Source organism: Saprospiraceae bacterium (assembly GCA_016719615.1).
Classification (GTDB): Bacteria; Bacteroidota; Bacteroidia; order Chitinophagales; family Saprospiraceae; genus Vicinibacter.
Genome location: JADJYQ010000007.1, coordinates 259,343 through 281,125, shown reverse-complemented (window position 1 = coordinate 281,125; position 21,783 = coordinate 259,343). Strand labels below are relative to the sequence as shown.

Genomic DNA, 21,783 nt, shown 5'->3' with positions numbered 1-21,783 from the left:
CAATGAATTTAAATTATTCATTACATAGTATTTTCTGCACTACCAACTGAGCTATTTTAAATTGCTGTCATGAATTAAACACCTCTTTTGCACTTTTAAAGTGGTATTATTCTTTGATGAATATCTAAAGATTGCAATTCCGGAATATGGAATTTCTTGTTCCTGAATGAAGCAATTGTTCGTTGTAAATATGAGACGACCATAAATATCGTAAACTCTCAATAATGAACAATCATCCTGCTTGACTTTATGCAAAGTTGCTTGAATTCCAGCCTCCGTTTTTTGGTTTTTGCCGGCCAACTCAGAGTAATAATCGCAATTCGGATCGTCATTATTGCAGTCATGCAGTTTAAGAAGCTTGTATATTACACAAGGTCTTACCCCGGCATCACATAATGCTGGAGAATACATGGAAATTTTGATATACTGGGGATAATAAGCATACTTTGGTATGTCTGTGATCGTCAAACATTGGCCTCCGGTTTGACTATTTCCCTGCAATCCCAATTGTGAAGTATATTCGGTACTTTTTGGACCTATTATAGTCCAATTGAAAGTGGAACCCAATGGATAACTACCACAGGCGCATAACTGAAACGCATCGGATTCTTCACAAATAATAGAGCTGCCCGTTAGGCATATATTCGCCGAACAATCAGGTATGGTTCCGGAATTGGCATATCCGGTAGGTATACAAATTAACTCCCAGGCTTGAGCCACCGCCCTGAATTCTTCTGAACATCTGCCATAAGTTTTCAGAACATAGGCTAAGCTTGATTCCATAAGGTCTTTGTAATCACTTAGGTTCCCCAGGTTTTTAAGCGATGCCAAAACGATTTCTATGGCCTTATCCAAACCCAGAGTCGGAATGACCGGGGATGTTTTGCCCTGGCTGATCAAAAAAAACCAGTGGCCCAGAGGTTTTCCTCTTAGATGTGCATTTGTCAGATTTATCACTTCAGTAAAGCAGTCAAAATCAGTACCGGGAAATTGCAGATTTCGACCATAATCGTCTTTAGTTCGATTATCATCACCTCCTATTGCCCAATCAAGGGATTGTATCTTTGATTCTATATAGGTTCCAATGATGTCACACAATCCCTCATGCAAGGAATTTGCGGCCAATTTTTCACTAGATAAAAATTTACGCAAATAGATATGAGCCAATTCGTGGGCTGCAATATCAAATAATGCAGTTGGGCCACCATTGGCGTCACCGCCTAAATATATAGCCTGAAAATCATCCCAAGGTCGCGCATTTGCATTGTCATAATTTGTGAATGTACCGACTCTAACATCAGTAAATCCGACACCAATACCTAATCCGTCGAATTCTGGCAGTACTTTCTCCACTACATAAAATGCCTGATAAGCTAAAGTTGTAGCTTCTGAACCCCACGAAGTATTTGAATTTGATGTGAAGGGAGATGGCTTGTCTTTCCAATTTGGAAAATACGCCGGGCCTCCCCTTCCCTGGTGTGGGTCAGTACTTGTGTTATCAAAATCCAGTACTCTAAATCTTTGATCGGTAGACTTAAGAATATAATTATTGCCAGATTCAAGATTTTCAAAGTTTTGCGTGCCGTAAGTAATGGTAGGGGCATTGATGTATTCATTTAAATCGATGGTAGTTAGCGAGTCTCCAGTATTGGCATCAATAAATATACATTTATTTCCGCCCGCGGTATCACTGTAAGCAATTCTCCAGACCAACAAATATTCACACTCATTTAAAAAATTATGAGTGATGATCAATTCCGAATCATAAACCGTATCGCTTTCAAAATATTCAAGTGCAGACTGCAAAGAAATATCTGCAGCTGTATCTATTGAAATTTCAGTCAAAATTCTTGGAGCAATGGAGTAAATGTTGTCACAAGGATTATCAGGATCATCTGTTTGGTTTCTGATATATTCGACCGTATATCCTCCTCCATCTACCCTAATTCCTTTATAGAACTGTTGATGCCTTGAATAATAATACATAGTATCCTGGAAATCATTTTCGGTGAACAATAATTCAAAGCTCGTATTGGAATCAAGACCTAAACTAGCAATAATTATTTCAAGGCTATCTTTTGGAGAACAATCTACAAAGAGAATTCCATTTTCAAACGGCGCAATCAAATGCGTGCTATCAAAGATTGTTGAATCATTGACAATAGAATTGAAATTTTCACAATCAGAAGAAATATTTGATTCCTGTGCCTGCACATTGAGGTATGAGAAAAGATTTAAGCTGAAAAATATAAACGCAAAGACGCTTTTAATATTTAGATGTAAAACCGTAAAACCGTAAAGGCGTAAAGGCGTAAAGGTGTAAAGGTGTAAAGGCGTAAAGGTTTCATTGTAATGTTTTTAATTTTAAATAACAAATATATTTCTTCTAGATCAAAAATCCAAATATTATATCTATAAATTTATATATTATTTTAACATATATGAATTTAAGAAGTTATTTCCATATTTAATTTTGTTAATGTTCTCCATCAATTCATCTGCTCATATTCATTGATTATTTAGCAGTTAATGCAGGAAAATTCAGAATAACAAGAAATTTAGAAAATTCGCTGATTTTATTGATTTTGATTCTTGAAGTTTATTAGATCAACAACCACTTACTCCTGCCCAACGTCAAGGTTGATTCCTAATGTTGAATCATATAAAAGAAAACTGTTTTAGCTTCGAATCAGGGTTTGTTGAAAAAGATCCCGTATTTAATTCGGAGTTAGAAAAATAGTTAAAAAAGTTAGGGATATTTACAAGAACATACTGGTAATGACTTGCCATTTCACCGGCTGCCATATCAAAACTAAGTCAAATATTTTTCTGCCTAGTCTGAAAGAAATATCTCCAATTGGCATGTTGCAAATACAATGTTTTCGCCAGTGCTCCACTTTAAGGAAACAGCTTGTAAATATCTTTTCTATGCACAATGATGATAAGTCTTATGGTGTTCTCATTAATCTTTTCAAAACCTAGTCTGTAGTCTCCAATTTTTACTCGAAAGTATGCTTTGAAACCTGTTAGTTTTGATATGTTTTTAAGCGCATGTAATGAACGAGCATTTTCAAATGATGAGATTATTTGCTCAACTTTTGAAAGAAATGCTTTATTCTTTATTTTGCCAAGGGATTTCTCAAAAGACCTATCGTATTCAACGATCATTTGCCTTTCAATTTTTTTAAGATTATACTTTTGGGAACAGTCTTACCTGTTTTAATTGAATCCATTAAATTGCCAAGCATAAAATCTTCAAATTGCTCGTCTTTAACGTCAATTACATTAGCACCTAGTTTTTTAGCAAGTTCAGACAGAATTTTACTATTCTGCTTGTCTGTTTTGATCATTATTGTGCTCATAGCCAAAATTTAGTCAAAGGTACGAATTTAATTTATTTATGATATTGATTGGCATTAACGTTAAATGATCGCTTTAGCTGAATTGGATTGAATTCACGAAAGGCAATACATGAATTCCCTTCTGCTAATTTTCTTCATAAATTTGCTTTGATTCACTTGGACAGGCCTATTATTTGGCAAGCCATTTGCTGGTAAAAATGAAATGCATTTGAATCGGGGCTTTATGTGGAATACAATAAGCATTATCCTCCTTACCATATCAGGTCTATGCCTGACGTGCTCAAACCTGTACGCGCAGGTTTCAGATAAAGATTTTTCAAATGTTTATAAAAACATTCTCCTTAAGAAATCGAGGTTTCAATGGGTAACACTGGACACGAGCACCCGTAAAGAGGATTCCACAGTATTAGAAGAGACCCAATTATTGTTGGAAGATTTGCACGGTTTTATGGAAGAGGAGCATCGCCTCAATGGAAACGGAAAATTTGCATTCAGTGGTTATGAGACGCAAACCAGAAATTTATTCCGCGTAGAGGCTGGAATCAGCATGGATAAAGGAGTTTATCCCTATGAGCTTGATTTTTCAACCAGCCTGCAAACGCAATTGAAAGACGGCACTTTTCAGGAAAATGTTTCGGATATCGACATATCCTTCGATTTTCACCCCATTATTCCCGACCCTGCGAAACGAAAAAGGAAATACGAAGAAAAAATAAAAGAGCTTCAGGAAGAAATGACCAAGCCGGGGGTATATGTTGAAGAATACCAACGTCTGATCACAAAGTATCAAGCTAAAATGGAGGAACAAAGTTCGTCCAATGGTTTATGGCTGGAAAATTATGTGTACGCAAAAAGATTCAGCGACGATTATCTGGGAATCGACAACAATTATTCCATCGGTGGTGGTTTTATCTTTAGTTTATTCTCGAAAGCACTTACCGATAAAGGAATCAGCAATCGCGATGAAATGAACAGAAAACCCAGCTATGAAATGCATGGCAACGATCTGATCAGATGTTTGCAATCCTGTATGCCTATACATAATGCTTTTCAATTGAGTGCTTCGGATTTGGAGATCATCTCAAAAGCAAGATCCAGATATTTAAGTTCTAACCGCAAGCAATATAGTAAATTCAGATTTTCTATACTGCTGGGTGCCTTTTATGAATTGGAAAAGACGACGCTGAATCAAACGATTAAGTTTAATAATATTGATACGAGCATTTCAAATTCTTTTGAGCCAACAAACAGTTTTCGTTGGGAAGTAAGACCCGGAATTGTTTGGAAACCCAAAGACAAATACAAATTTAAATTATACACTTTTATCAATTTTCCATTTGAAAATCTGAACAGTAGCGTCACAGATGGCGTACTAACAGATGTTAGATTGGATTATTTTATGGATGTCACGACATCGTTTGATATTAAAATTGAAGAGCACTTTAACATTGGAATTTATTATCGCATGTTATATGATAATGCTCCAAACAGATTTATTTTGACCCAATTGGATGGTTCCAGAATACTGGTACAGGGGGAAAGAAAACGCAGTAGTTTTGGAATTTCACTTAGTTTTGATTTCTGAAAAAACTGCTGGCAATAACTCAATTGATATCGCAAATCATTTTGGGAAAATCGAGCTGTTTTAAAGTCTCAATTAAATTATTTTAGCTTTTCAATTAATTCGCTTTTATTCATTTCTAATTCATTTGCAACAGCTGTAAGTATGGATGACAAAGTTCCAATTTTCAATGGATCGTGATTCGAAATTGTAATATGATGATCTCCTTTTTTGCTGTTTTTTGTTATTCTGATGTGACTACCCTTTTGTCTTGTTATAGAATATCCAAATTTTGTTAAAAAACGAATCAAATCTAATGCTGAATAATCTCTGGGCAATTTCGTAAGGCCAGGATCTCATCTTTTACAAAATGCAATCTTATTATTTTATCAGAAATGACATCAAAATGGCAATGTACAGCTTCTTTAATATTATCTTTCAAGGTATCCCAATTCTCAGCTTCAGTAAATATGGAATATTTTAATGCTTCTGCCACATATCCGCCTTCATCTGATTCTTTGATTATAAAAATAATTTCTTCCATATTTTAATTATATATATTGCAAAGTTAGTCGTTTATACACAAACCTTATAGAAAATTATTTCCAATCAACTAAAACATAGTGCCGCATTTCAATTTTTTAAAAAGAGGGAAAATTTAACAGAATGATTTGTCTTAGCATTTAAAAATATGCATTTGAGTTGTAAATAGTATTTCCCCAAAAGTAGGGACTTATCGAGATTGAACGACTGTGACTAGACCAAAAAAAACGCAGTAGTTTTGGAATTTCACTTAGTTTTGATTTCTGAAATTAAAACATCATTCATGGTCGTGTACAATGTCACGGTAAAACTCAATCTTGAAATCCACGAGGAGTGGTTAAAATGGATGCGCGCACATCATATACCCAGGGTTTTAAGTACCGGAATTTTCAACAAATGCAGATTGTCTAAACTGGAAACCGAAGAAATTGATGGGGTCACCTATGTCATCCAATATGATACTCCTTCCATGGAGGCCATGAATAAATACATGGCCCAATATGCCCCTGCTCTTCAGAAAGAACATATCGATAAATATGCCAACCGCTTTATAGCTTTTCGTACTTATTTGCATGTTATCGAAGAAATCTTTCCAATTGAAAGGCAATCCTGAGTCTTGAATGACTTCTTATCAAGAAAAGGAGAGATTTATTTTGTTAAATCCGGCCAATACTCTTATTCATATATGTGATAGCTGACCAAGATCAATTCAAAATATGATGGTTGTCACATAGTCCACCGTTCATTGTATCCAATTTTGAAGCTTTAATATTTTAGAGAAGATGTCTGAAGAAAGACAAGTTAAAGCGACTGCTCCAAAAACCTTGTGTTTCCATTGTGGAAGTGAATGTCATGATCTGAAGATCTGCAACGAGGAAAAATACTTTTGTTGTGAAGGTTGTAAACTGGTTTATGAAATACTGGATACAAATGGTTTTTGCAAATATTATGATCTTAATGAACATCCAGGTTTATCTCAGAAATTTTCAGTCTGGAGAGAAAAATATTCTTTCCTCGAATTACCTGAAGTGAGAAATGTCTTGTTGCGTTTCTCAGATGGAAAACAATCGCATGTACATTTGTATTTGCCGCAAATACATTGCAGTTCCTGTCTGTGGTTGTTGGAGCAAGTTCACAAACTGAATCCCGGAATTGTGTATTCGCGGGTTCATTTTACAGATAAGAAAATTCATATCGTTTTTGATGAAGCGAAAACCAGCCTTCGAAAAGTGGTCGAATTGTTGACGACGCTTGGTTATGAACCTCAGCTCGATGTTCATGCCGGGGATGCTGCAAAGGGTATCACAAACTCAAGACATCGAATCATCAAATTAGGTATCGCCGGTTTTTGTTTTGCCAACATTATGATGTTAAGTCTCCCTGAATATTTTTCAGGAGGCTCCATTGCCGAAACTGCTTTGGGAAAGATGTTTACACTGGTTATTTTATTATTATCCTTGCCGGTATTTTTTTATTGCGCAGCTGAATTTTTTATCGGTGCATGGAAAGGCATTAAGGCGAAATATATCAATATTGATTTACCGATTGCTATAGCCATTTTGCTCACATTTGGGCGCAGCCTTTACGAGATGCAGGCCGATTTTGGAAATGGCTACATGGATAGTATGGCCGGCATTGTTTTCTTTATGCTGGTGGGGCGATTTGTTCAGGAAAGTTCTAACCGCGCACTTTCTTTTGATCGCCATTACAAGTCATTTTTTCCAATTGCCGTTATGACGTATCGCGAAAACGAAATCGTTCCCGTTCCTATAGAAAAATTAAAGATCAACGATATCATTTATATTCATAACCATGAGATTGTACCTGCAGATGGTGAACTCATCTATGGAGAAGCAGAGTTGGATTATAGTTTTGTAACAGGTGAGAGCATCAAAGTGATGGCGAAACATGGAGAAAAAGTATTTGCCGGTGCCCGTCAAACAGGTGCTCAAATCCGCCTGAAAGTTTTAAAACCCGTCGAACAAAGTTATCTGACCAGTTTGTGGAATCGCCACTTTCAAAGTAAAAACGATGGCTCGCACGAGATCGATCGCATTGGAAAAAACTTCACTATCATTGTTTTGTTCCTCGCCGCAGTGGCTGCTGTGTATTGGTATCAGCAATCGCGTCCGGATTTAATGTGGAATGCCATGACCACTATTTTAATAGTTGCTTGTCCCTGTGCACTCTTGCTCGCAAGCAACTACACCAATGGTCAGGTTCTTAAAATTTTAGCCAAAAATAAATTGTATATCCGCCATTCGGATGTCCTGGAAGCTATCACAAAAGTTAAACATATCGTTTTTGATAAAACTGGTACATTGACGGAAGGTAGCATGCATCAGGTTGAATTTATTGGAGCGCGAATGTCCCGTGAACAAGCACACCGGGTTTATTCTTTGGCCCGGCAATCCACTCATCCCTTGAGTATGGCCATATACAAACATGGCAACATCACAAATCCAATAGATGTTCAGCATTTTAAGCAGCTTGAGGGTAAGGGTATTGAAGCCTGGATAAATGATCACCATCTCAAAATGGGTTCCGCTGAATTTACCGGATCCAATGAAGCTCAAACAGAACTTGGAACGAGTATCCATATCTGTGAAGATGGAAAAAATTTGGGTTATTTTTTGGTCCGGCAAATTTACCGTGCGCAGTTGAAACCCATGTTTGATAAGTTGCAATCAAAATACGATCTTTCGGTTATTTCCGGCGACCAGGATCACGACAGGACCTATCTTTCAAAAATGCTGAATAAAAGTGAACAACTCAAATTCAAATACAGTCCGCACGATAAACTTGAATATATTCAAAACCTCCAACAACAACAGCAGCAGACTTTGATGATCGGCGACGGCCTCAACGATGCCGGCGCATTAAAACAAAGTGATGTGGGTTTTGCGGTTACAGAAAATAAGAATAATTTTTCTCCGGCCTGCGATGGGATTTTGGATGGAGTATCCTTTGATAAAATTCCACAACTTTTAAAATTCGTAACAGATGGGCGCAGGGTCATTATGGTGGTGTTTATTTATTCTTTTCTTTACAATATCGTGGGTTCTTATTTTGCATTGAGAGGACAACTCTCACCGGTTATCGCTGCTATACTCATGCCGGCCAGTTCGATAAGTATTATTTTATTGACGGGATTGCTTACGCAGTTTTATGCGAGGAGGAGAGGATTGGGGGAGGCTTAAGTCTAAAGCTTAAAGACTAAAGTGAATTTATGTATTATGATGAGATTTTTATTAATAAATCGAATCCTTCGTATGCTGAAAATCAAAAGCAAAGTAAGGAATTTTAAAGTCATTGTTTCCTACTTTAGCCTTGATCTTTTGTTCCTTTTACCTGAAGGTCTTATGTCTTTTGTTCCAAATAGATAGCGTTTCTAACGAACATCCTTTTCGCCACGAAGGCACAAAGACTCTAAGGACCACAAAGTTATTAACACAGGAAAATACAAAATCTTTTAGTTTTAAGAATTGATCATAGAGTGCAAGGTATAAAATCTTATAAATTCTAATAATATTTCACTCAAGGTCCCTTTAAACTTTAAACTTTAGCCTCCCGACATGATAATGTTTTTAATACTGATCATATTCTTTATGTCGGGAGGCCTTAAGCCTAAAGGGCCGCCAGTTGACCAATATCATTTAAGGCAATGACCATTATCCATTTATTGCTCCTTGATCTATAGCCAACTTTATGCTTTCATTATTATGAGTGTAATAATCTTATTAATTATTGTCAGTATCTGTATTGCCGGGGGGTTTCTCATTGCTTTTTTATGGGGTTCCGGCGATGGGCAGTTTGATGATGTATACTCACCAGCTCAACGCATCTTATTTGACGACGAAATTGAATCTAATCAAAATACAAACGAATAAATATGCAACTTGAACAATTTCAATACGACAACAAAATCCCCAGGCTATTTGCAATTGCGACCCTTTTTTGGGGTGCTGTGGGCATGTTGCTTGGTGTCATCATTGCTTTTCAATTGGTATTCCCGGCATTAAATTTTGACCTGTCTTTTTTAACTTATGGACGTATGCGGCCCGTACATACGAATGCGGTCATTTTTGCATTTGTTGGGAACGGAATTTTTACTGCAATTTATTATTCATTGCCACGTCTGCTAAAAACGTCCATGTGGAGTTCGAAGTTGAGTAAAATTCATTTTTGGGGCTGGCAGTCCATTATCGTTTTGGCTGCAGTTACTTTATTATCGGGATTTACAACAGGCAAGGAATATGCAGAATTGGAATGGCCAATCGACATTTTGATAACCTTAATCTGGGTCGTTTTTGGGATCAATATGTTTGGAACCATTCTGACCAGGCGAGAAAGACATCTCTATGTAGCTATTTGGTTTTTTATTGCATCGTGGGTTACTGTAGCTATGCTGCATATTGTGAATTCATTTGAGATGCCGGTTACTTTATTTAAATCCTATTCTTGGTATGCAGGCGTACAAGATGCATTGGTACAATGGTGGTATGGTCACAATGCAGTTGCATTTTTTCTTACGACGCCTTATCTGGGTTTGATGTATTATTTTCTTCCAAAGGCTGCTGACAGACCTGTTTATTCATACCGTTTGAGTATCGTACACTTTTGGTCACTTATATTTTTGTACATCTGGGCAGGTCCGCACCACTTGCTTTATACAGCATTGCCCGATTGGGCACAATCTCTTGGAACCGTTTTTTCAATAATGCTCATTTTGCCTAGTTGGGGTGGAATGCTCAATGGATTATTTACATTGCGCGGTGCGTGGGATAAAGTGCGTGAGGATCCCGTTTTGAAATTCTTTGTAGTGGCAGTTACCTGTTACGGTATGTCCACTTTCGAAGGCCCTATGTTGTCTTTAAAAAATGTAAATGCAATTTCGCATTACAGCGATTGGACTGTGGCGCACGTGCATATAGGCGCTTTGGGTTGGAACGGATTTTTGACATTTGGGATGTTGTATTGGCTGATACCTAAATTTTATAATGTCAAACTTTACAGTAAAAAATTAGCATCTACGCATTTTTGGATTGGAACTCTCGGTATCATCCTCTATGCAGTACCCATGTACTGGTCTGCATTCCGTTCGTATTTTATGATGAAAACCTTTACGCCTGAAGGCCAGCTGCAATATCAGTTTATGGATGTTGTGCAAAGTGTAATGCCTTTTTATTTGCTAAGGGCTTTAGGTGGTACAATTTTTTTAATAGGGGTATTGGTTATGGTATATAATCTTATCAAAACAGCTAAACAAGGTAAGTTTGTAGAATCAGAAACAGCGCAGGCTGCTCCGCTTGCTAAGGAATATAGTGCACCTAAATCTCATATTTGGCACAGCGTGATTGAAAGAAAACCCATTTTATTATTGGTGTTGAGTTTAGTAGTTGTAGGAATCGGCGGACTCGTTGAATTGGTCCCCACTTTTTTAGTAAAATCAAACGTACCTACAATTGCAAGTGTAAAGCCATATACTCCGTTAGAACTTCAGGGCCGTGATATTTACATTCGGGAAGGTTGTTATAATTGTCATTCTCAAATGATCAGACCCTTCAGATATGAAGTAACGCGATATGGCGAATATTCAAAATCCGGGGAATTTGTATACGACCATCCTTTTCAGTGGGGAAGTAAACGCACCGGACCGGATCTCGCAAGAGTCGGTGGTAAATATCCAGATAGCTGGCATTTTAACCATATGCTCGATCCGACTTCTATTTCGCCAGGATCAAATATGCCGAGATATCCCTGGTTGTTTGAGAACAATCTCGACATCAGCACAACGCCTTCGAAAATTCACGCGATGCGAAAAATGGGTGTGCCATATTCTTCAAAACTCGAAGCAACGGCTAATGATATATTGAAAACGCAGGCCGATCAAATAACTGCGAGTTTGAAAAAAGATAAAATTGAAATCAGTTCTGATAAAGAAATCATCGCCTTGATTTCTTATTTGCAAAGGTTGGGTAAAGATGTGCGAACATCAGGTGTGAGCAATAAATAATTTCAAAACAGATTAATAAGTTAATATGAAATTCAATTATTATTTAGAAAAAATTGCCGGAGTTGAAGTATATCCATTGATCTCATTATTGCTTTTTGTGATCTTTTTTGTGGGCGTCACGATCTTAGCTTTTTCCAGCAGCAAAGAAACCATAGAGCATCTTGAAAATCTTCCATTAGATAAACATGATCAAATCTGAACATATGAAACGCTATCATAAAATATCAAAAATTATTACAGCACTTTTGTTTTTCACATTACCTATTTATTTAGGAGCACAGAGTGCTAAAGCATCTCCTGTTGATGCAAATCCTCAAACCGGATTTGCATTGGATCTCGACACTGCATTGTTTGTTATGGCTTTTACACTAGCCGTGGTCATTGTCTTTTTAACTGGTCTGGTTCGTTCAGCTTTTCAATTTCATTTTAAGAATAAAATGAATTCTGGAAAAATGAAAACGCTGGCATTATTAGTTTTAATGGGCACAGCAGAGCAGACTTTGTTTGCAAAAGCTTCGAGTACAACCACAGCAGGAAAATTTATCGAAATGATGAATCCACAATCCTGGATTTTATTGGTCATTATAGCCGTTGAAATATTCATCCTATTGTACATCGTAAAATGGATCAAACAATTTACGGGCCTGAATACTTATAAAAGTGTTGAACAAAAAGCTACTCCAAGTTGGTGGGATCGCATCAATGCATTCAAACCCATTGAGCAGGAATCTAATATCGATACGGGTCACAATTACGACGGTATTCGAGAATTAGACAATGTAACCCCACCCTGGTTTATTGCCGGATTTGTAGGAACCATTATTTTTGCCGGAATTTATATGTACCGCTATCATGTGGCTTACAGTGCCCCTTTGATGATCGAAGAATTTAAGATTGCAATGGATGAAGCAGCAATAGAAAAACTTGAATTTTTAAAAACACAATCCAATTTGGTGGATGAAAATTCAGTGACCCTTTTACCTGCAGGTCAATTTGATGAAGGGAAAAGCATTTTCAAAACGGCATGCGCTGTTTGTCATGGTGAGTTGGGACAAGGTACCGTAGGGCCGAATATGACAGATGACTATTGGATACATGGAGGAAGTGTAAAACAAATATTTACAGTCATCAAATACGGGGTCATTGAGAAAGGGATGAAACCATGGAAGGATGATTATTCCGCCAATCAGATAGCACAATTAACCAGTTATATCAAATCATTGCGAGGAACCAATCCACCGGGAGGTAAAGAACCTCAGGGTGATCTTTATAAAGAGGAAGCAGTATCGGCTGTGAAAGATTCTATAACGGTAAAAGATAGCACGAGCACACAATAAATAATGAACCCAGAAGATTTGCAACATGCAGAGAGTTTTCGCGACCGTGTAAGTTCAGTAACAGAAGCCGGGAGGAGAAAGTGGGTCTATTCATTAAAACCTTCCGGGAAATATTATCGTTGGCGAAATTATTCAACGATCCTTTACCTGTTGGTATTTTTCGGATTGCCTTTTATAAAAGTCAATGGCGAACCCTTCATACTCATCAATGTAGTTAAAGGTAAATTTATCATATTTGGCAATATCTTTTGGCCACAGGACTTTTTTGTTTTTGCGGTTGGCATGATCGCATTAATCATCTTCATTGCCTTGTTTACGGTGATCTACGGAAGACTCTTTTGCGGATGGGCATGCCCTCAGACCATTTTTATGGAAATGGTTTTCCGAAAAATTGAATGGTGGATTGAAGGTTCTCCGAATGCGCAAAGAGCCAGAGATGAAAAGGCCTGGGATCTGGATAAGTATATCCGAAAAAGTATTAAACATGTTATTTTTTTACTGATCTCTTCCATAATTGCACATACATTTCTATCATATATAGTAGGAGTTGACGAGGTTTTTAAAATTATCAAAGAACCCATTGGTCAACACATGAGTTTGTTCAGCGGTCTCTTAGTATTTACTTTACTTTTTTATGGAGTATTTGCATTTGTGAGAGATATCATTTGTACGACGGTGTGTCCTTACGGTCGTTTGCAAAGTGTGATGTTTGACAAAGATACCATGCAGATCGCTTACGACTATTCAAGAGGCGAGCCTAGAGGAAAGATCGTAAAAAATTTGCTACGAACGGATGGCGATTGTATTGATTGTAAAAAGTGCGTGCATGTTTGTCCTACGGGCATTGATATCCGCGATGGGGTTCAAATGGAATGCGTAGGCTGTACTGCTTGTATTGATGCTTGTGATGAGGTCATGGAAAAAATTGGATTTCGTAAAGGACTCATTCGTTATGCATCTGAAAATGAAATATCCGGTGTTTCCAAATTTCATTTTAACAATCGCATGAAGGCTTATTCTGCATTGCTGTTGGTTTTGATAGTTGTCATGACTTTTCTGGTTTTAAGTGGTAAGAGTATTGATACACATGTGCAAAGAGCCCAGGGACAATTATATCAGGAATTGGATGCACAGCATTTAAGCAATCTCTACGTGGCTAAAATTCTAAATAAAACAAATGCAGATCAGCAAGTAGAATTTCGTCTCGAAAATTTAAAGGGAGAGATCAGAAGCATTGGAAATAAAAACCAAACGCTTAAACCGGAATCCGTTAATGAATGGGAGTTTTTTATCGTCTTAGATAAAAACAGTATTTTGTCAAGGAAAACAGAAATAGAGTTAGGCGTGTATAAAGAACAGAAGCGGATTCAAAAAATTAAAACAAATTTCTTAGGACCATTTAAATAATTAAATATGAGTTGGGCATATCGGATCGTGTTAGCTTATGCGGGCTTTATGGGTATGATTTTTTATTTTCTTTATGTAGCCGCCCAACAAGACAATCAGATGATGGATGAGCGCTATTATGAAAAAGAACAACAATTTATCAATGTGGTGGAAGGAGCAAGAAACCTTGATGCAATGGAGAGCCGGATTTCCATTCGCATCATTGAAGGAGAGGTTTGGATTGAATTTCCTAAAAACAGCATAGATGCTATCGAGAAGGGCAGTATAGAATTCCTTTGTTTATCAGATAAGTCAAAGGATATTAAATTGAGTTTGGTTCCAAATGAAAACAGCATTCTAATAATTCCTGGAAGTTCATTTATCAATGCACAATACCAACTCCGGGCAGAGTGGATCAACAAAGACACTCCATATGCGTTCAGAGAAAAGTTCTATTATCAAAGCACATGAGTTTTGAACTTATTGTTTTAACCGGTTTGGCCACTGGTTTGTTCGGCAGCCTGCATTGCGTGGGCATGTGCGGACCTATCGCATTGAGCTTGAGTAACACAGGTCAAAACATCGCGACATCTTTGTTGTATAATTTTGGCAGAGCCATTTCTTATTCCTTCATGGGTTTGTTTTTTGGATTTATCGGAAACCATTTTGCACTAGCCGGTTTACAGCAATTATTGTCCATATTGGCAGGGAGTCTGATACTGATTATTTTTTTGTTTCATTATTTTATTGACGGAAAACCTTGGTGGATCAGTCGTTGGTATAAAACTGTTCAAAATGCGCTGTCGGAATTAATCAGCAAACCCAAAACTTCCTGGTTTCCTTTTGAACTTGGTATTCTAAATGCATGGTTGCCATGTGGGCTTGTTTATCTTGCATTGATGACAGCTATGGCCAGCGGTAGTCCCTGGTCGGGAGCTGGACTGATGTTTTTTTTTGGTTTGGGCACCATACCACTCATGTTTGTGCTGATGTTGTTCGGCCAAAAACTTCATCTTAAATACCGCATGCACATTCAAAAAATGATTCCCGTTTTTATCATCGCTGTGGCTTTGCTTTTGATATTGCGGGGATTGAATTTGGGAATTCCGTATTTAAGTCCAAAGGCCGGGTTTGGAGAAAGTTGTCATTGACTTTGAAGGAATTTGCGATTTAGGCAATGGAATACAATTGAAGTTTAGGCCTTATCGGATTTTTTGAGGAGGGTTTGCACTGCAGAATCAATGTAGGCATGCTTAAATTGAAAACCGGAATCTAAAAGAACTTTGGGATGCGCATCACATGAATCAAGCACTAAGCTGCTCATTTCACCCATAAGAATACGAAGTATTATTGCTGGCGGACCAGGGATTAAAAGACAAGGATAAATTTTTTGTATGGCTTTTACAAGATCTTTGTGCGATACCGGATGGGGTGCGGTTAAATTGACAGGGCCGCTGATTTTATGATCGATCAAATGGGCCAGGGCCCGGATATAGTCCGAATCATGTATCCAACTGTAGATTTGATTCCCGTTTCCAAAATAACTGATAAATTTAAAGGGCAGAGTCATAATAAGTTTGGGCCAAACCCCGCCGTTTGAACTTAAATATAAACCGGTACGAACAGTTGTTAGTATTTGTGTTTGATTTTCAAAAATCCGGGCCTTGTCTTCCCATTGTTTGGTCACCTCACAAAGAAATCCATTTATTCCGGCTGGGTCTTTTTCTGTAACTTGAGCATTTGGACGATCTCCATAAAAGCCAATAGCAGTTGCCTGAATGATTTGGCGGGGTCTGACTTGCGCAAGGTTTAGTGCATCACTCAATACCTGAATACTGTTTAATCGCGATTGTAAGATATCTGACTTTCGTTTGGCCGTCCATCGGCCTGAAGATATAGGACTGCCGGTCAAATTGATGAGAACGTCTACGGATTTAAATGCATTTAAATCGATTTTTTGATTTGAAGGATCCCAAATAAATTGCGGATAAGAAATTTGTGCAGAGGGTTTTCTAACCAACCAGTGAATTGTATGGCCTTGTGTATGGAGATAAGAAGACAACTCTTTTCCAATAAGTCCATTGGCTCCTGCAATTAAAATATTTGCCATATCTTTACTTACTGAAGAAACATCCTTTTCTGACTAAAGTTTATGAGATTATGAATATGAATCGCAACATTTCAATTCTTAGAATGGGGCAGCAGCTACTATTTTGTATTTACATTTTGTTTGGTCTTGTTGCTTGTCATCAGTTGCAGAAGGATGAAGAATTTACAGTTCGGATCCGAATCCGAGAAGATTTTGACTGTTTGCATCCAATCGTATCGCAGTCTTCATTGGCAACTCAAATAGAAGCTTTGCTAATGTTGCCCATGATCGAATACAGTGCGGAGAATTTAGAATTGAGTCCGTTGATGGTGAAGTCCGCCCCGGAAATAAGAGCAACAACGGATACTTCGCATATTTTCGGCGTCGAAATATTGGATGATGCCAACTGGGACGATGGGAAAACAATCACAGCAGCCGATTATGATTTTACGGTGAAAGCCGCCTTAAACCCATATATTAAAAATCCAACTTGGAGAGGCTTTTTGAAAAACATTTTTCACATTCAATATGATTCTTCAAAGCCAAAATTATTGCAGGTACATGTATCTAAGGATTATATGTTGGGAAAAGAAGTCAGTGGAAATGTGAATTTGTATCCCGAACATGTGTATGATCCGGAAAGAATCATGCGTACATTCAGTCTAGAAGCATTGGTTAGGAAAGATAGTGCAAACTGGACACCGGAGGAGCATTCACTGCTCAAGCGATTTGCTGAACAATTTGAAAGTGCATCGTTTTGTAAAATGGGAATCCAAGGAGCTGGCCCCTACCGTTTAAAATCATGGGATGCAGGATCCAGAATCGTATTAGAACGCAAAAAGAATTGGTGGGGAAGCAAATATGCAGCTACGAATAAAATGCTGGAAGCCCAACCCGCATTTATCGAATATGTGATCATGCCCGATGAAGCTGCTGCGATCCTTGCTGTAAAGGAAGGTAGCGTCGATTTGGTGACAGAAGTTTCTCCAAAACAGTTTGCAGATCTTCGGAAAGATTCAACGCAAAATTCGATGCTCCGATTTTACTCGCCCGGACATTTTCAATATGCCCTCATTGAATTAAACCTGCGCAATCAAATACTTCAGGACGTGCAAGTGCGAAAAGCACTCGCAAAACTAACAAACGTTAGTAGTTTTATTAATGACCTGATGATGGGCCTTGCCGACCCTATTTATGGACCTATTCATCCCATTAAACCCTATTACAATAAGAACTTAAAAGAGGTAGGATATGATCCGGAAGCAGCCAAAGAATTATTAAAGCAAGCCGGTTGGGAAGACACCGATAAAGACGGTTTGCTTGATAAATTGATCGATGGTAAAAAGCAAATATTGCGGCTGAGGTTTCTCGCATCAGGAGCCATCAGTAAAAATATATCATTACTGCTTCAAGAGGAAGCCCGAAAATTGGGTATGGAAATATTACCCGAAACAAAAGAAGCATCGGTTATACGAAAAGATTTAAATGAACGAAATTTCGATTTGGTATTTGTAACCATCACGCCTCAGGCAACAACATTATACGATCCCTTCCAAAGTTATCACAGCAGCAATGCAAAACCCGGAGGTGGAAATCGATGTGGAATCCAATCCGGAAAATTGGATTCACTCATACTCGGGATAAGGTCTGTAACCGATGAACAAGAACGATTTAAACGCTATCAGGAATTTCAGCAAACGCTTTTCGACTTGCAACCACAAATTTTTCTATTCAGTCCTCACGAACGTTTGTTGGCAAATAAACGGATCATGATGGAAACCATCAAGAGAAGGCCGGGTTATCTTGAGAATACTTTTAGATTGAATTCAAAATAGCCACCTCACCCCCGACCCCTCTCCACTGAGGTGTCGAGGGGAGTTATTCGGTGATTAAATAATAATTCCATAATTAAAATAATTCAATAAAGTCAGTAGACTTTATATGTTATATCTCATCCAATTAGAAAATCGCTCCTTTCTCCACTTCAGAGGAGAGGCGTTGGGGGTAAGGTGAAAATGCTCACTTTTAAACGCACCTCAAAATTTACCGAATTCGAAATAAAACATAACTTATGTGCTTTTTTATGCAAAGCTTCAGCTTTGGGTATCATTTCCGATTCTGTTACTGTGACGATCGGATTTAAAATCACTTCCTTAAAATGGCCACCACCATTGGGTGTTTCAACCATAATGCCTTCTGCCTGATCCTCGTAATTCGTTACAATGATGCCTGCATCCGCACATAAATGCAGATACCATAACATGTGACAAGATGATATCGAAGCAACCAAAAGATCTTCCGGATTGTATTTTGATGGATCTCCTCGAAAAGCTGCATCAGAAGAACATTCAAGAGGAGCTTTATTTTTGGATTGGATGCTATGACTTCTGTCGTACGCTCTGTAATCGCTGGTACCTGTGCCTCTGTTGCCAGTCCATTGAGTGCTGATGGAGTAGTGATGTTGTTTTTCCATTTTTAAAAATAAATTTGGATTCTTTTGTGTTTAATAATAAATTCAATCTGTGTTAAAATTGCATGATATCTGTGGATATATTTTTACTTATAGTTTTCTTAATAATTAATATCGATTACAAATATACTTTCCTGATCTCTTCTGTTAGTGTATTATAAATGAGTAAGCCTACTTCTTCTGGACCCAAATGATCTATTAATATTCCATGGTGATTCCAAACGGCCGAACTTCCACCAGCCATGAAGTCTTCACAAGGGCCAACAACATTGGACATCAGCACAGTCAATCTATATTTTTGAGCAATGCCTGGATAATGTTCATACGCTTTTCGGATTCCTTTTTCCGATTTGGCTACACTGGCCAGATAGATATGGGCACCAGCATTGAATGCTGTTTCTGCATGGTGTGGTAATAAGGATTCATAATAAATGGCGGGTGCGATGATTTGATCATTTGTTTGTAAAAATACGCTCTCCTGTCCGGCATTAAAGTAAGGCAGTTCGTCTGCATGGAGAAATTGTTTTGAATAACAAAGTCTGGGTTTACCGGCTTGGAAAATAAACATTGAAATGAAAATATCCTGGTTTTGCTTTGTTGGAGCACCCATAAGAAGTGTCATTTTATGTGTATCGGATAAGTTTTGAAACAGATCCAATTTTGGAGATTCAACATCAAAAGCAAGGGCCTTTGACAAGGTCGGCTCATATCCCGTAAGTGATAGTTCAGGAAAAAAAATCAAATCACAGCCGTGAAATGCGCCTAGCTCAATTGCTTTTACATGTTTTTGAAGATTGGCATTTATATCTCCTGGTATTGAATGTATTTGTGCTGCGCATACTCGCATCATTATATTAATTTTAGATACATGATATGGTTTGGATTGGAGTGCGTTTCAGATATTTTAAAATCGGCATTTCCCACAATTTCAAAACCCATTCGCTTATAAAACGAAATTGCTCTGTGATTTTCAATCCAACAATACAGCCAAATGCCTTCCTGCTGATGCATTCGGGCTATTCGGAGATTATATTCATAAAGATTAAAACCTATTTTTTGTCCATAGTATTCTTTCAGCAAATAAATCCGATCGAGTTTTGCTATTGTTTTTTGTTGAACCCAATCACATGGAGTATTTAATCTGATTTTTGAATATCCGACTAGGATGCCATCGCTAAACAAAAGATGGTAAATATTAGAAAGGTCATCCAGTTCTGCATTTATATTTGATTCTGAATAAACTTTTGTCGTATAGCTATTAATATCCTCATAGGATGCACTATGGCCGTGTGATTCAATGAAGCTGGTTTTGCCAAGCATGCACAAATCCAATACGTCTGATCTGAATGGAGCTCTTATCTCGACTTGTGGAAAATGCATTGCAGTTCAAGCTGAAGGTGAATAAACATTTGAATTGGGGAATAAATTCAGACCATTATAATTTATAAAATCTAAAAGAACCATGATAGTTTACAAGATATAATCCCGGGACCAGGTCTTTTATATCTATGCTTAATTGAACTTGATCATTGACCGAAATATTTTTAACGATCTGGCCAACTCCATTGATTATATATAGTTTGGGAGTGTTTGTTGAATGTATATTTAAATTAATATGGAGCATTTCATCAACCGGATTTGGATATAATGAAAGTGAATTTTGTTGAATAATTTCTGATCGAGTATGGGTAAGTTGATCTTCGTATATCCAAACTTTTCCATCGTGTGTGGCCATATATACTTTGTTTCCATCAACGGCAAGAGAGCCTTGTGACAAACCATCGTTTTGCCCAGTGATGCCATCATTGAATAAACGCCATTGTATGCCATCGCGTGAAGTATAAATGCCAATTTGATTTGGGTCGGATCCATTTGAATTTCCACTATGAAAAAACATTTGACCTGAATCCGTGGTGACTATTTTTGAAACTTGTTGTCCGGTTTGTATCAAATAATCAGGAAGCCCCTTAAGTTCTGAAACAGATTTAGTCTGAAAATTTGCGAAGCCTATTTTGTTTTTCCAGCCTAAAGTCCACATATCCAATCCGGACCAGACAAGGTTTTGTTCTTTGGTAAAACCAAGTGCAGCTACATTTCCGCTGATCGATAGCGCTTTCATTTGGCTATTGCTATCTTTTTGGGTTTTGTCATTTGGTTGACACGCCATTAAATCTGCGGGATGCCATGATTGCCCTTCGTTATCAGAATAAATAACTCCAGCTGTTTCAGTTCCGGCATAAATTCTTCCGTAGCGGTCGATGGAAATTGAAAAGATAGCACCATTATAAACCGAACCATTAAAACTAGGATAATAACAAGGATATTCATCTTTTACAATTTTGCTATCGTCTATAGCGGTGAATGTTTTTCCATCATCTGTTGATTTATAAATATATGCCCACCTGGTACCGACGTAGATATTACCATTAGGAGCTGTAGCTATGCAATGCCCGCCCAGGCTAGGAATTGTTTGTGATGTAGAAGTATCCCAGGTCAATTTTTTTGAATCCAGCCGAAACAACCAGGGTTGGAGTGGGTCTGTCCAGTAAATCCCGGCAATGGGTTCGCTGTGTCGATTAAAGCCAAGTGCCACAATATTGTTTTGGATGCTGGATGGTCTGGGAATTTTGGGCAATTCAACAAAGCTACCGTTTGGATCTTTTGTATTTGCTTTCATGATTAATCCCAGATTTGTGCCGGTTCCGAGCAGGGTGTAAAAAATATCGTGATTGGGTGCAATCGCCATTCTTGGATACACGCCTGAAGGCAAACCGCTGGCCCAAAGTTTCCAGGTAGGCGATTGGGCCATGACACCGCTTATGGTTATGGAGGATAAAGTGAACAGAAGTAACAGAGATCTCATCGTGCGTTTTTTGTAACTGTTGGGAAATTCTTATTTCCTCTATTGGACAACATCCAAAATTACGAATTCTTCTGCGATTTTTTGATTGTTTAATTGATATGGTATACAGATTTCACATTGCATTTGACAGAATTTAAGTGAATAGGACTATCTAAG

The 21,783-nt window shown here is 37.7% G+C and carries 21 protein-coding genes; 11 read left to right on the top strand and 10 right to left on the bottom strand.

What is annotated here, in order from left to right:
* Positions 1–51 precede the first annotated feature (51 nt).
* The 3 genes from IPM92_15795 to IPM92_15785 all read right to left on the bottom strand — a co-directional run bounded on the left by IPM92_15795 (position 52) and on the right by IPM92_15785 (position 3,362).
* On the bottom strand, positions 52–2,214 hold the full coding sequence (locus IPM92_15795; protein MBK9109785.1) for a M4 family metallopeptidase: 2,163 nt from the start codon (positions 2,212–2,214) through the stop codon (positions 52–54).
* 684 nt (positions 2,215–2,898) lie between these two features.
* Complete coding sequence (locus IPM92_15790; protein MBK9109784.1) at positions 2,899–3,168, bottom strand: type II toxin-antitoxin system RelE/ParE family toxin; 270 nt, start codon at positions 3,166–3,168, stop codon at positions 2,899–2,901.
* Positions 3,165–3,362, bottom strand: coding sequence for a hypothetical protein (locus IPM92_15785; GenBank protein ID MBK9109783.1), 198 nt, complete (start codon positions 3,360–3,362; stop codon positions 3,165–3,167). Before IPM92_15785 ends, IPM92_15790 begins: the two co-directional genes overlap by 4 nt.
* Positions 3,363–3,585: 223 nt before the next feature.
* Between IPM92_15785 and IPM92_15780 the strand changes: the two genes are divergently transcribed.
* Entirely contained in the window at positions 3,586–4,947 is a 1,362-nt protein-coding gene (locus tag IPM92_15780; GenBank protein MBK9109782.1) for a hypothetical protein, read from the top strand.
* 77 nt (positions 4,948–5,024) lie between these two features.
* On the opposite strand, the gene IPM92_15775 is transcribed toward IPM92_15780, so the two are convergent.
* Positions 5,025–5,261, bottom strand: coding sequence for a type II toxin-antitoxin system HicA family toxin (locus tag IPM92_15775; GenBank protein ID MBK9109781.1), 237 nt, complete (start codon positions 5,259–5,261; stop codon positions 5,025–5,027).
* Positions 5,237–5,467 (bottom strand): 2-oxoisovalerate dehydrogenase, encoded by a 231-nt coding sequence (locus IPM92_15770; protein MBK9109780.1) that lies wholly within the window; start codon positions 5,465–5,467, stop codon positions 5,237–5,239. Before IPM92_15770 ends, IPM92_15775 begins: the two co-directional genes overlap by 25 nt.
* 237 nt (positions 5,468–5,704) lie before the next feature.
* Between IPM92_15770 and IPM92_15765 the strand changes: the two genes are divergently transcribed.
* The 9 genes from IPM92_15765 (at position 5,705) to IPM92_15725 (ending at position 15,356) form a co-directional block, all read left to right on the top strand.
* Positions 5,705–6,079, top strand: a complete 375-nt coding sequence (locus IPM92_15765; GenBank protein ID MBK9109779.1) for a DUF4286 family protein — start codon at positions 5,705–5,707, stop codon at positions 6,077–6,079.
* A gap of 169 nt (positions 6,080–6,248) precedes the next feature.
* Positions 6,249–8,666: a heavy metal translocating P-type ATPase metal-binding domain-containing protein gene (locus IPM92_15760; protein MBK9109778.1), complete on the top strand. Its 2,418-nt coding sequence runs from the start codon at positions 6,249–6,251 to the stop codon at positions 8,664–8,666.
* A gap of 522 nt (positions 8,667–9,188) precedes the next feature.
* Positions 9,189–9,356 (top strand): cbb3-type cytochrome oxidase assembly protein CcoS, encoded by a 168-nt coding sequence (gene ccoS / locus IPM92_15755; GenBank protein ID MBK9109777.1) that lies wholly within the window; start codon positions 9,189–9,191, stop codon positions 9,354–9,356.
* Positions 9,357–9,358: 2 nt separating this feature from the next.
* A complete protein-coding gene (gene ccoN / locus IPM92_15750) occupies positions 9,359–11,482 on the top strand; it encodes a cytochrome-c oxidase, cbb3-type subunit I (GenBank protein MBK9109776.1) in 2,124 nt (707 codons plus the stop codon).
* Positions 11,483–11,507: 25 nt separating this feature from the next.
* Entirely contained in the window at positions 11,508–11,681 is a 174-nt protein-coding gene (locus IPM92_15745) for a cbb3-type cytochrome c oxidase subunit 3 (protein MBK9109775.1), read from the top strand.
* 4 nt (positions 11,682–11,685) lie between these two features.
* Entirely contained in the window at positions 11,686–12,819 is a 1,134-nt protein-coding gene (locus IPM92_15740; GenBank protein MBK9109774.1) for a c-type cytochrome, read from the top strand.
* Between the two features lie 3 nt (positions 12,820–12,822).
* Positions 12,823–14,226 carry a cytochrome c oxidase accessory protein CcoG gene (gene ccoG, locus IPM92_15735; GenBank protein MBK9109773.1) on the top strand — a complete coding sequence of 468 codons (1,404 nt, stop codon included), beginning with the start codon at positions 12,823–12,825 and terminating at the stop codon, positions 14,224–14,226.
* Between the two features lie 6 nt (positions 14,227–14,232).
* Positions 14,233–14,676 carry a FixH family protein gene (locus tag IPM92_15730; GenBank protein MBK9109772.1) on the top strand — a complete coding sequence of 148 codons (444 nt, stop codon included), beginning with the start codon at positions 14,233–14,235 and terminating at the stop codon, positions 14,674–14,676.
* On the top strand, positions 14,673–15,356 hold the full coding sequence (locus IPM92_15725; protein MBK9109771.1) for a sulfite exporter TauE/SafE family protein: 684 nt from the start codon (positions 14,673–14,675) through the stop codon (positions 15,354–15,356). The genes IPM92_15730 and IPM92_15725 overlap by 4 nt, the downstream gene beginning before the upstream one ends.
* Positions 15,357–15,400: 44 nt before the next feature.
* Here IPM92_15725 and IPM92_15720 read toward each other — a convergent pair whose 3' ends face one another.
* Complete coding sequence (locus IPM92_15720) at positions 15,401–16,315, bottom strand: TIGR01777 family protein (GenBank protein ID MBK9109770.1); 915 nt, start codon at positions 16,313–16,315, stop codon at positions 15,401–15,403.
* A gap of 83 nt (positions 16,316–16,398) precedes the next feature.
* Here IPM92_15720 and IPM92_15715 point away from each other — a divergent pair, with 83 nt between their 5' ends.
* A complete protein-coding gene (locus IPM92_15715) occupies positions 16,399–18,129 on the top strand; it encodes a hypothetical protein (GenBank protein ID MBK9109769.1) in 1,731 nt (576 codons plus the stop codon).
* A 149-nt stretch (positions 18,130–18,278) separates the two neighbouring features.
* Here IPM92_15715 and IPM92_15710 read toward each other — a convergent pair whose 3' ends face one another.
* The 4 genes from IPM92_15710 to IPM92_15695 all read right to left on the bottom strand — a co-directional run bounded on the left by IPM92_15710 (position 18,279) and on the right by IPM92_15695 (position 21,627).
* On the bottom strand, positions 18,279–18,767 hold the full coding sequence (locus IPM92_15710; protein ID MBK9109768.1) for an OsmC family protein: 489 nt from the start codon (positions 18,765–18,767) through the stop codon (positions 18,279–18,281).
* Positions 18,768–18,882: 115 nt separating this feature from the next.
* On the bottom strand, positions 18,883–19,614 hold the full coding sequence (locus IPM92_15705; protein ID MBK9109767.1) for a carbon-nitrogen hydrolase family protein: 732 nt from the start codon (positions 19,612–19,614) through the stop codon (positions 18,883–18,885).
* Entirely contained in the window at positions 19,614–20,144 is a 531-nt protein-coding gene (locus IPM92_15700) for a GNAT family N-acetyltransferase (protein ID MBK9109766.1), read from the bottom strand. Before IPM92_15700 ends, IPM92_15705 begins: the two co-directional genes overlap by 1 nt.
* 55 nt (positions 20,145–20,199) lie before the next feature.
* Positions 20,200–21,627 carry a T9SS type A sorting domain-containing protein gene (locus IPM92_15695; protein ID MBK9109765.1) on the bottom strand — a complete coding sequence of 476 codons (1,428 nt, stop codon included), beginning with the start codon at positions 21,625–21,627 and terminating at the stop codon, positions 20,200–20,202.
* Positions 21,628–21,783: the final 156 nt, after the last annotated feature.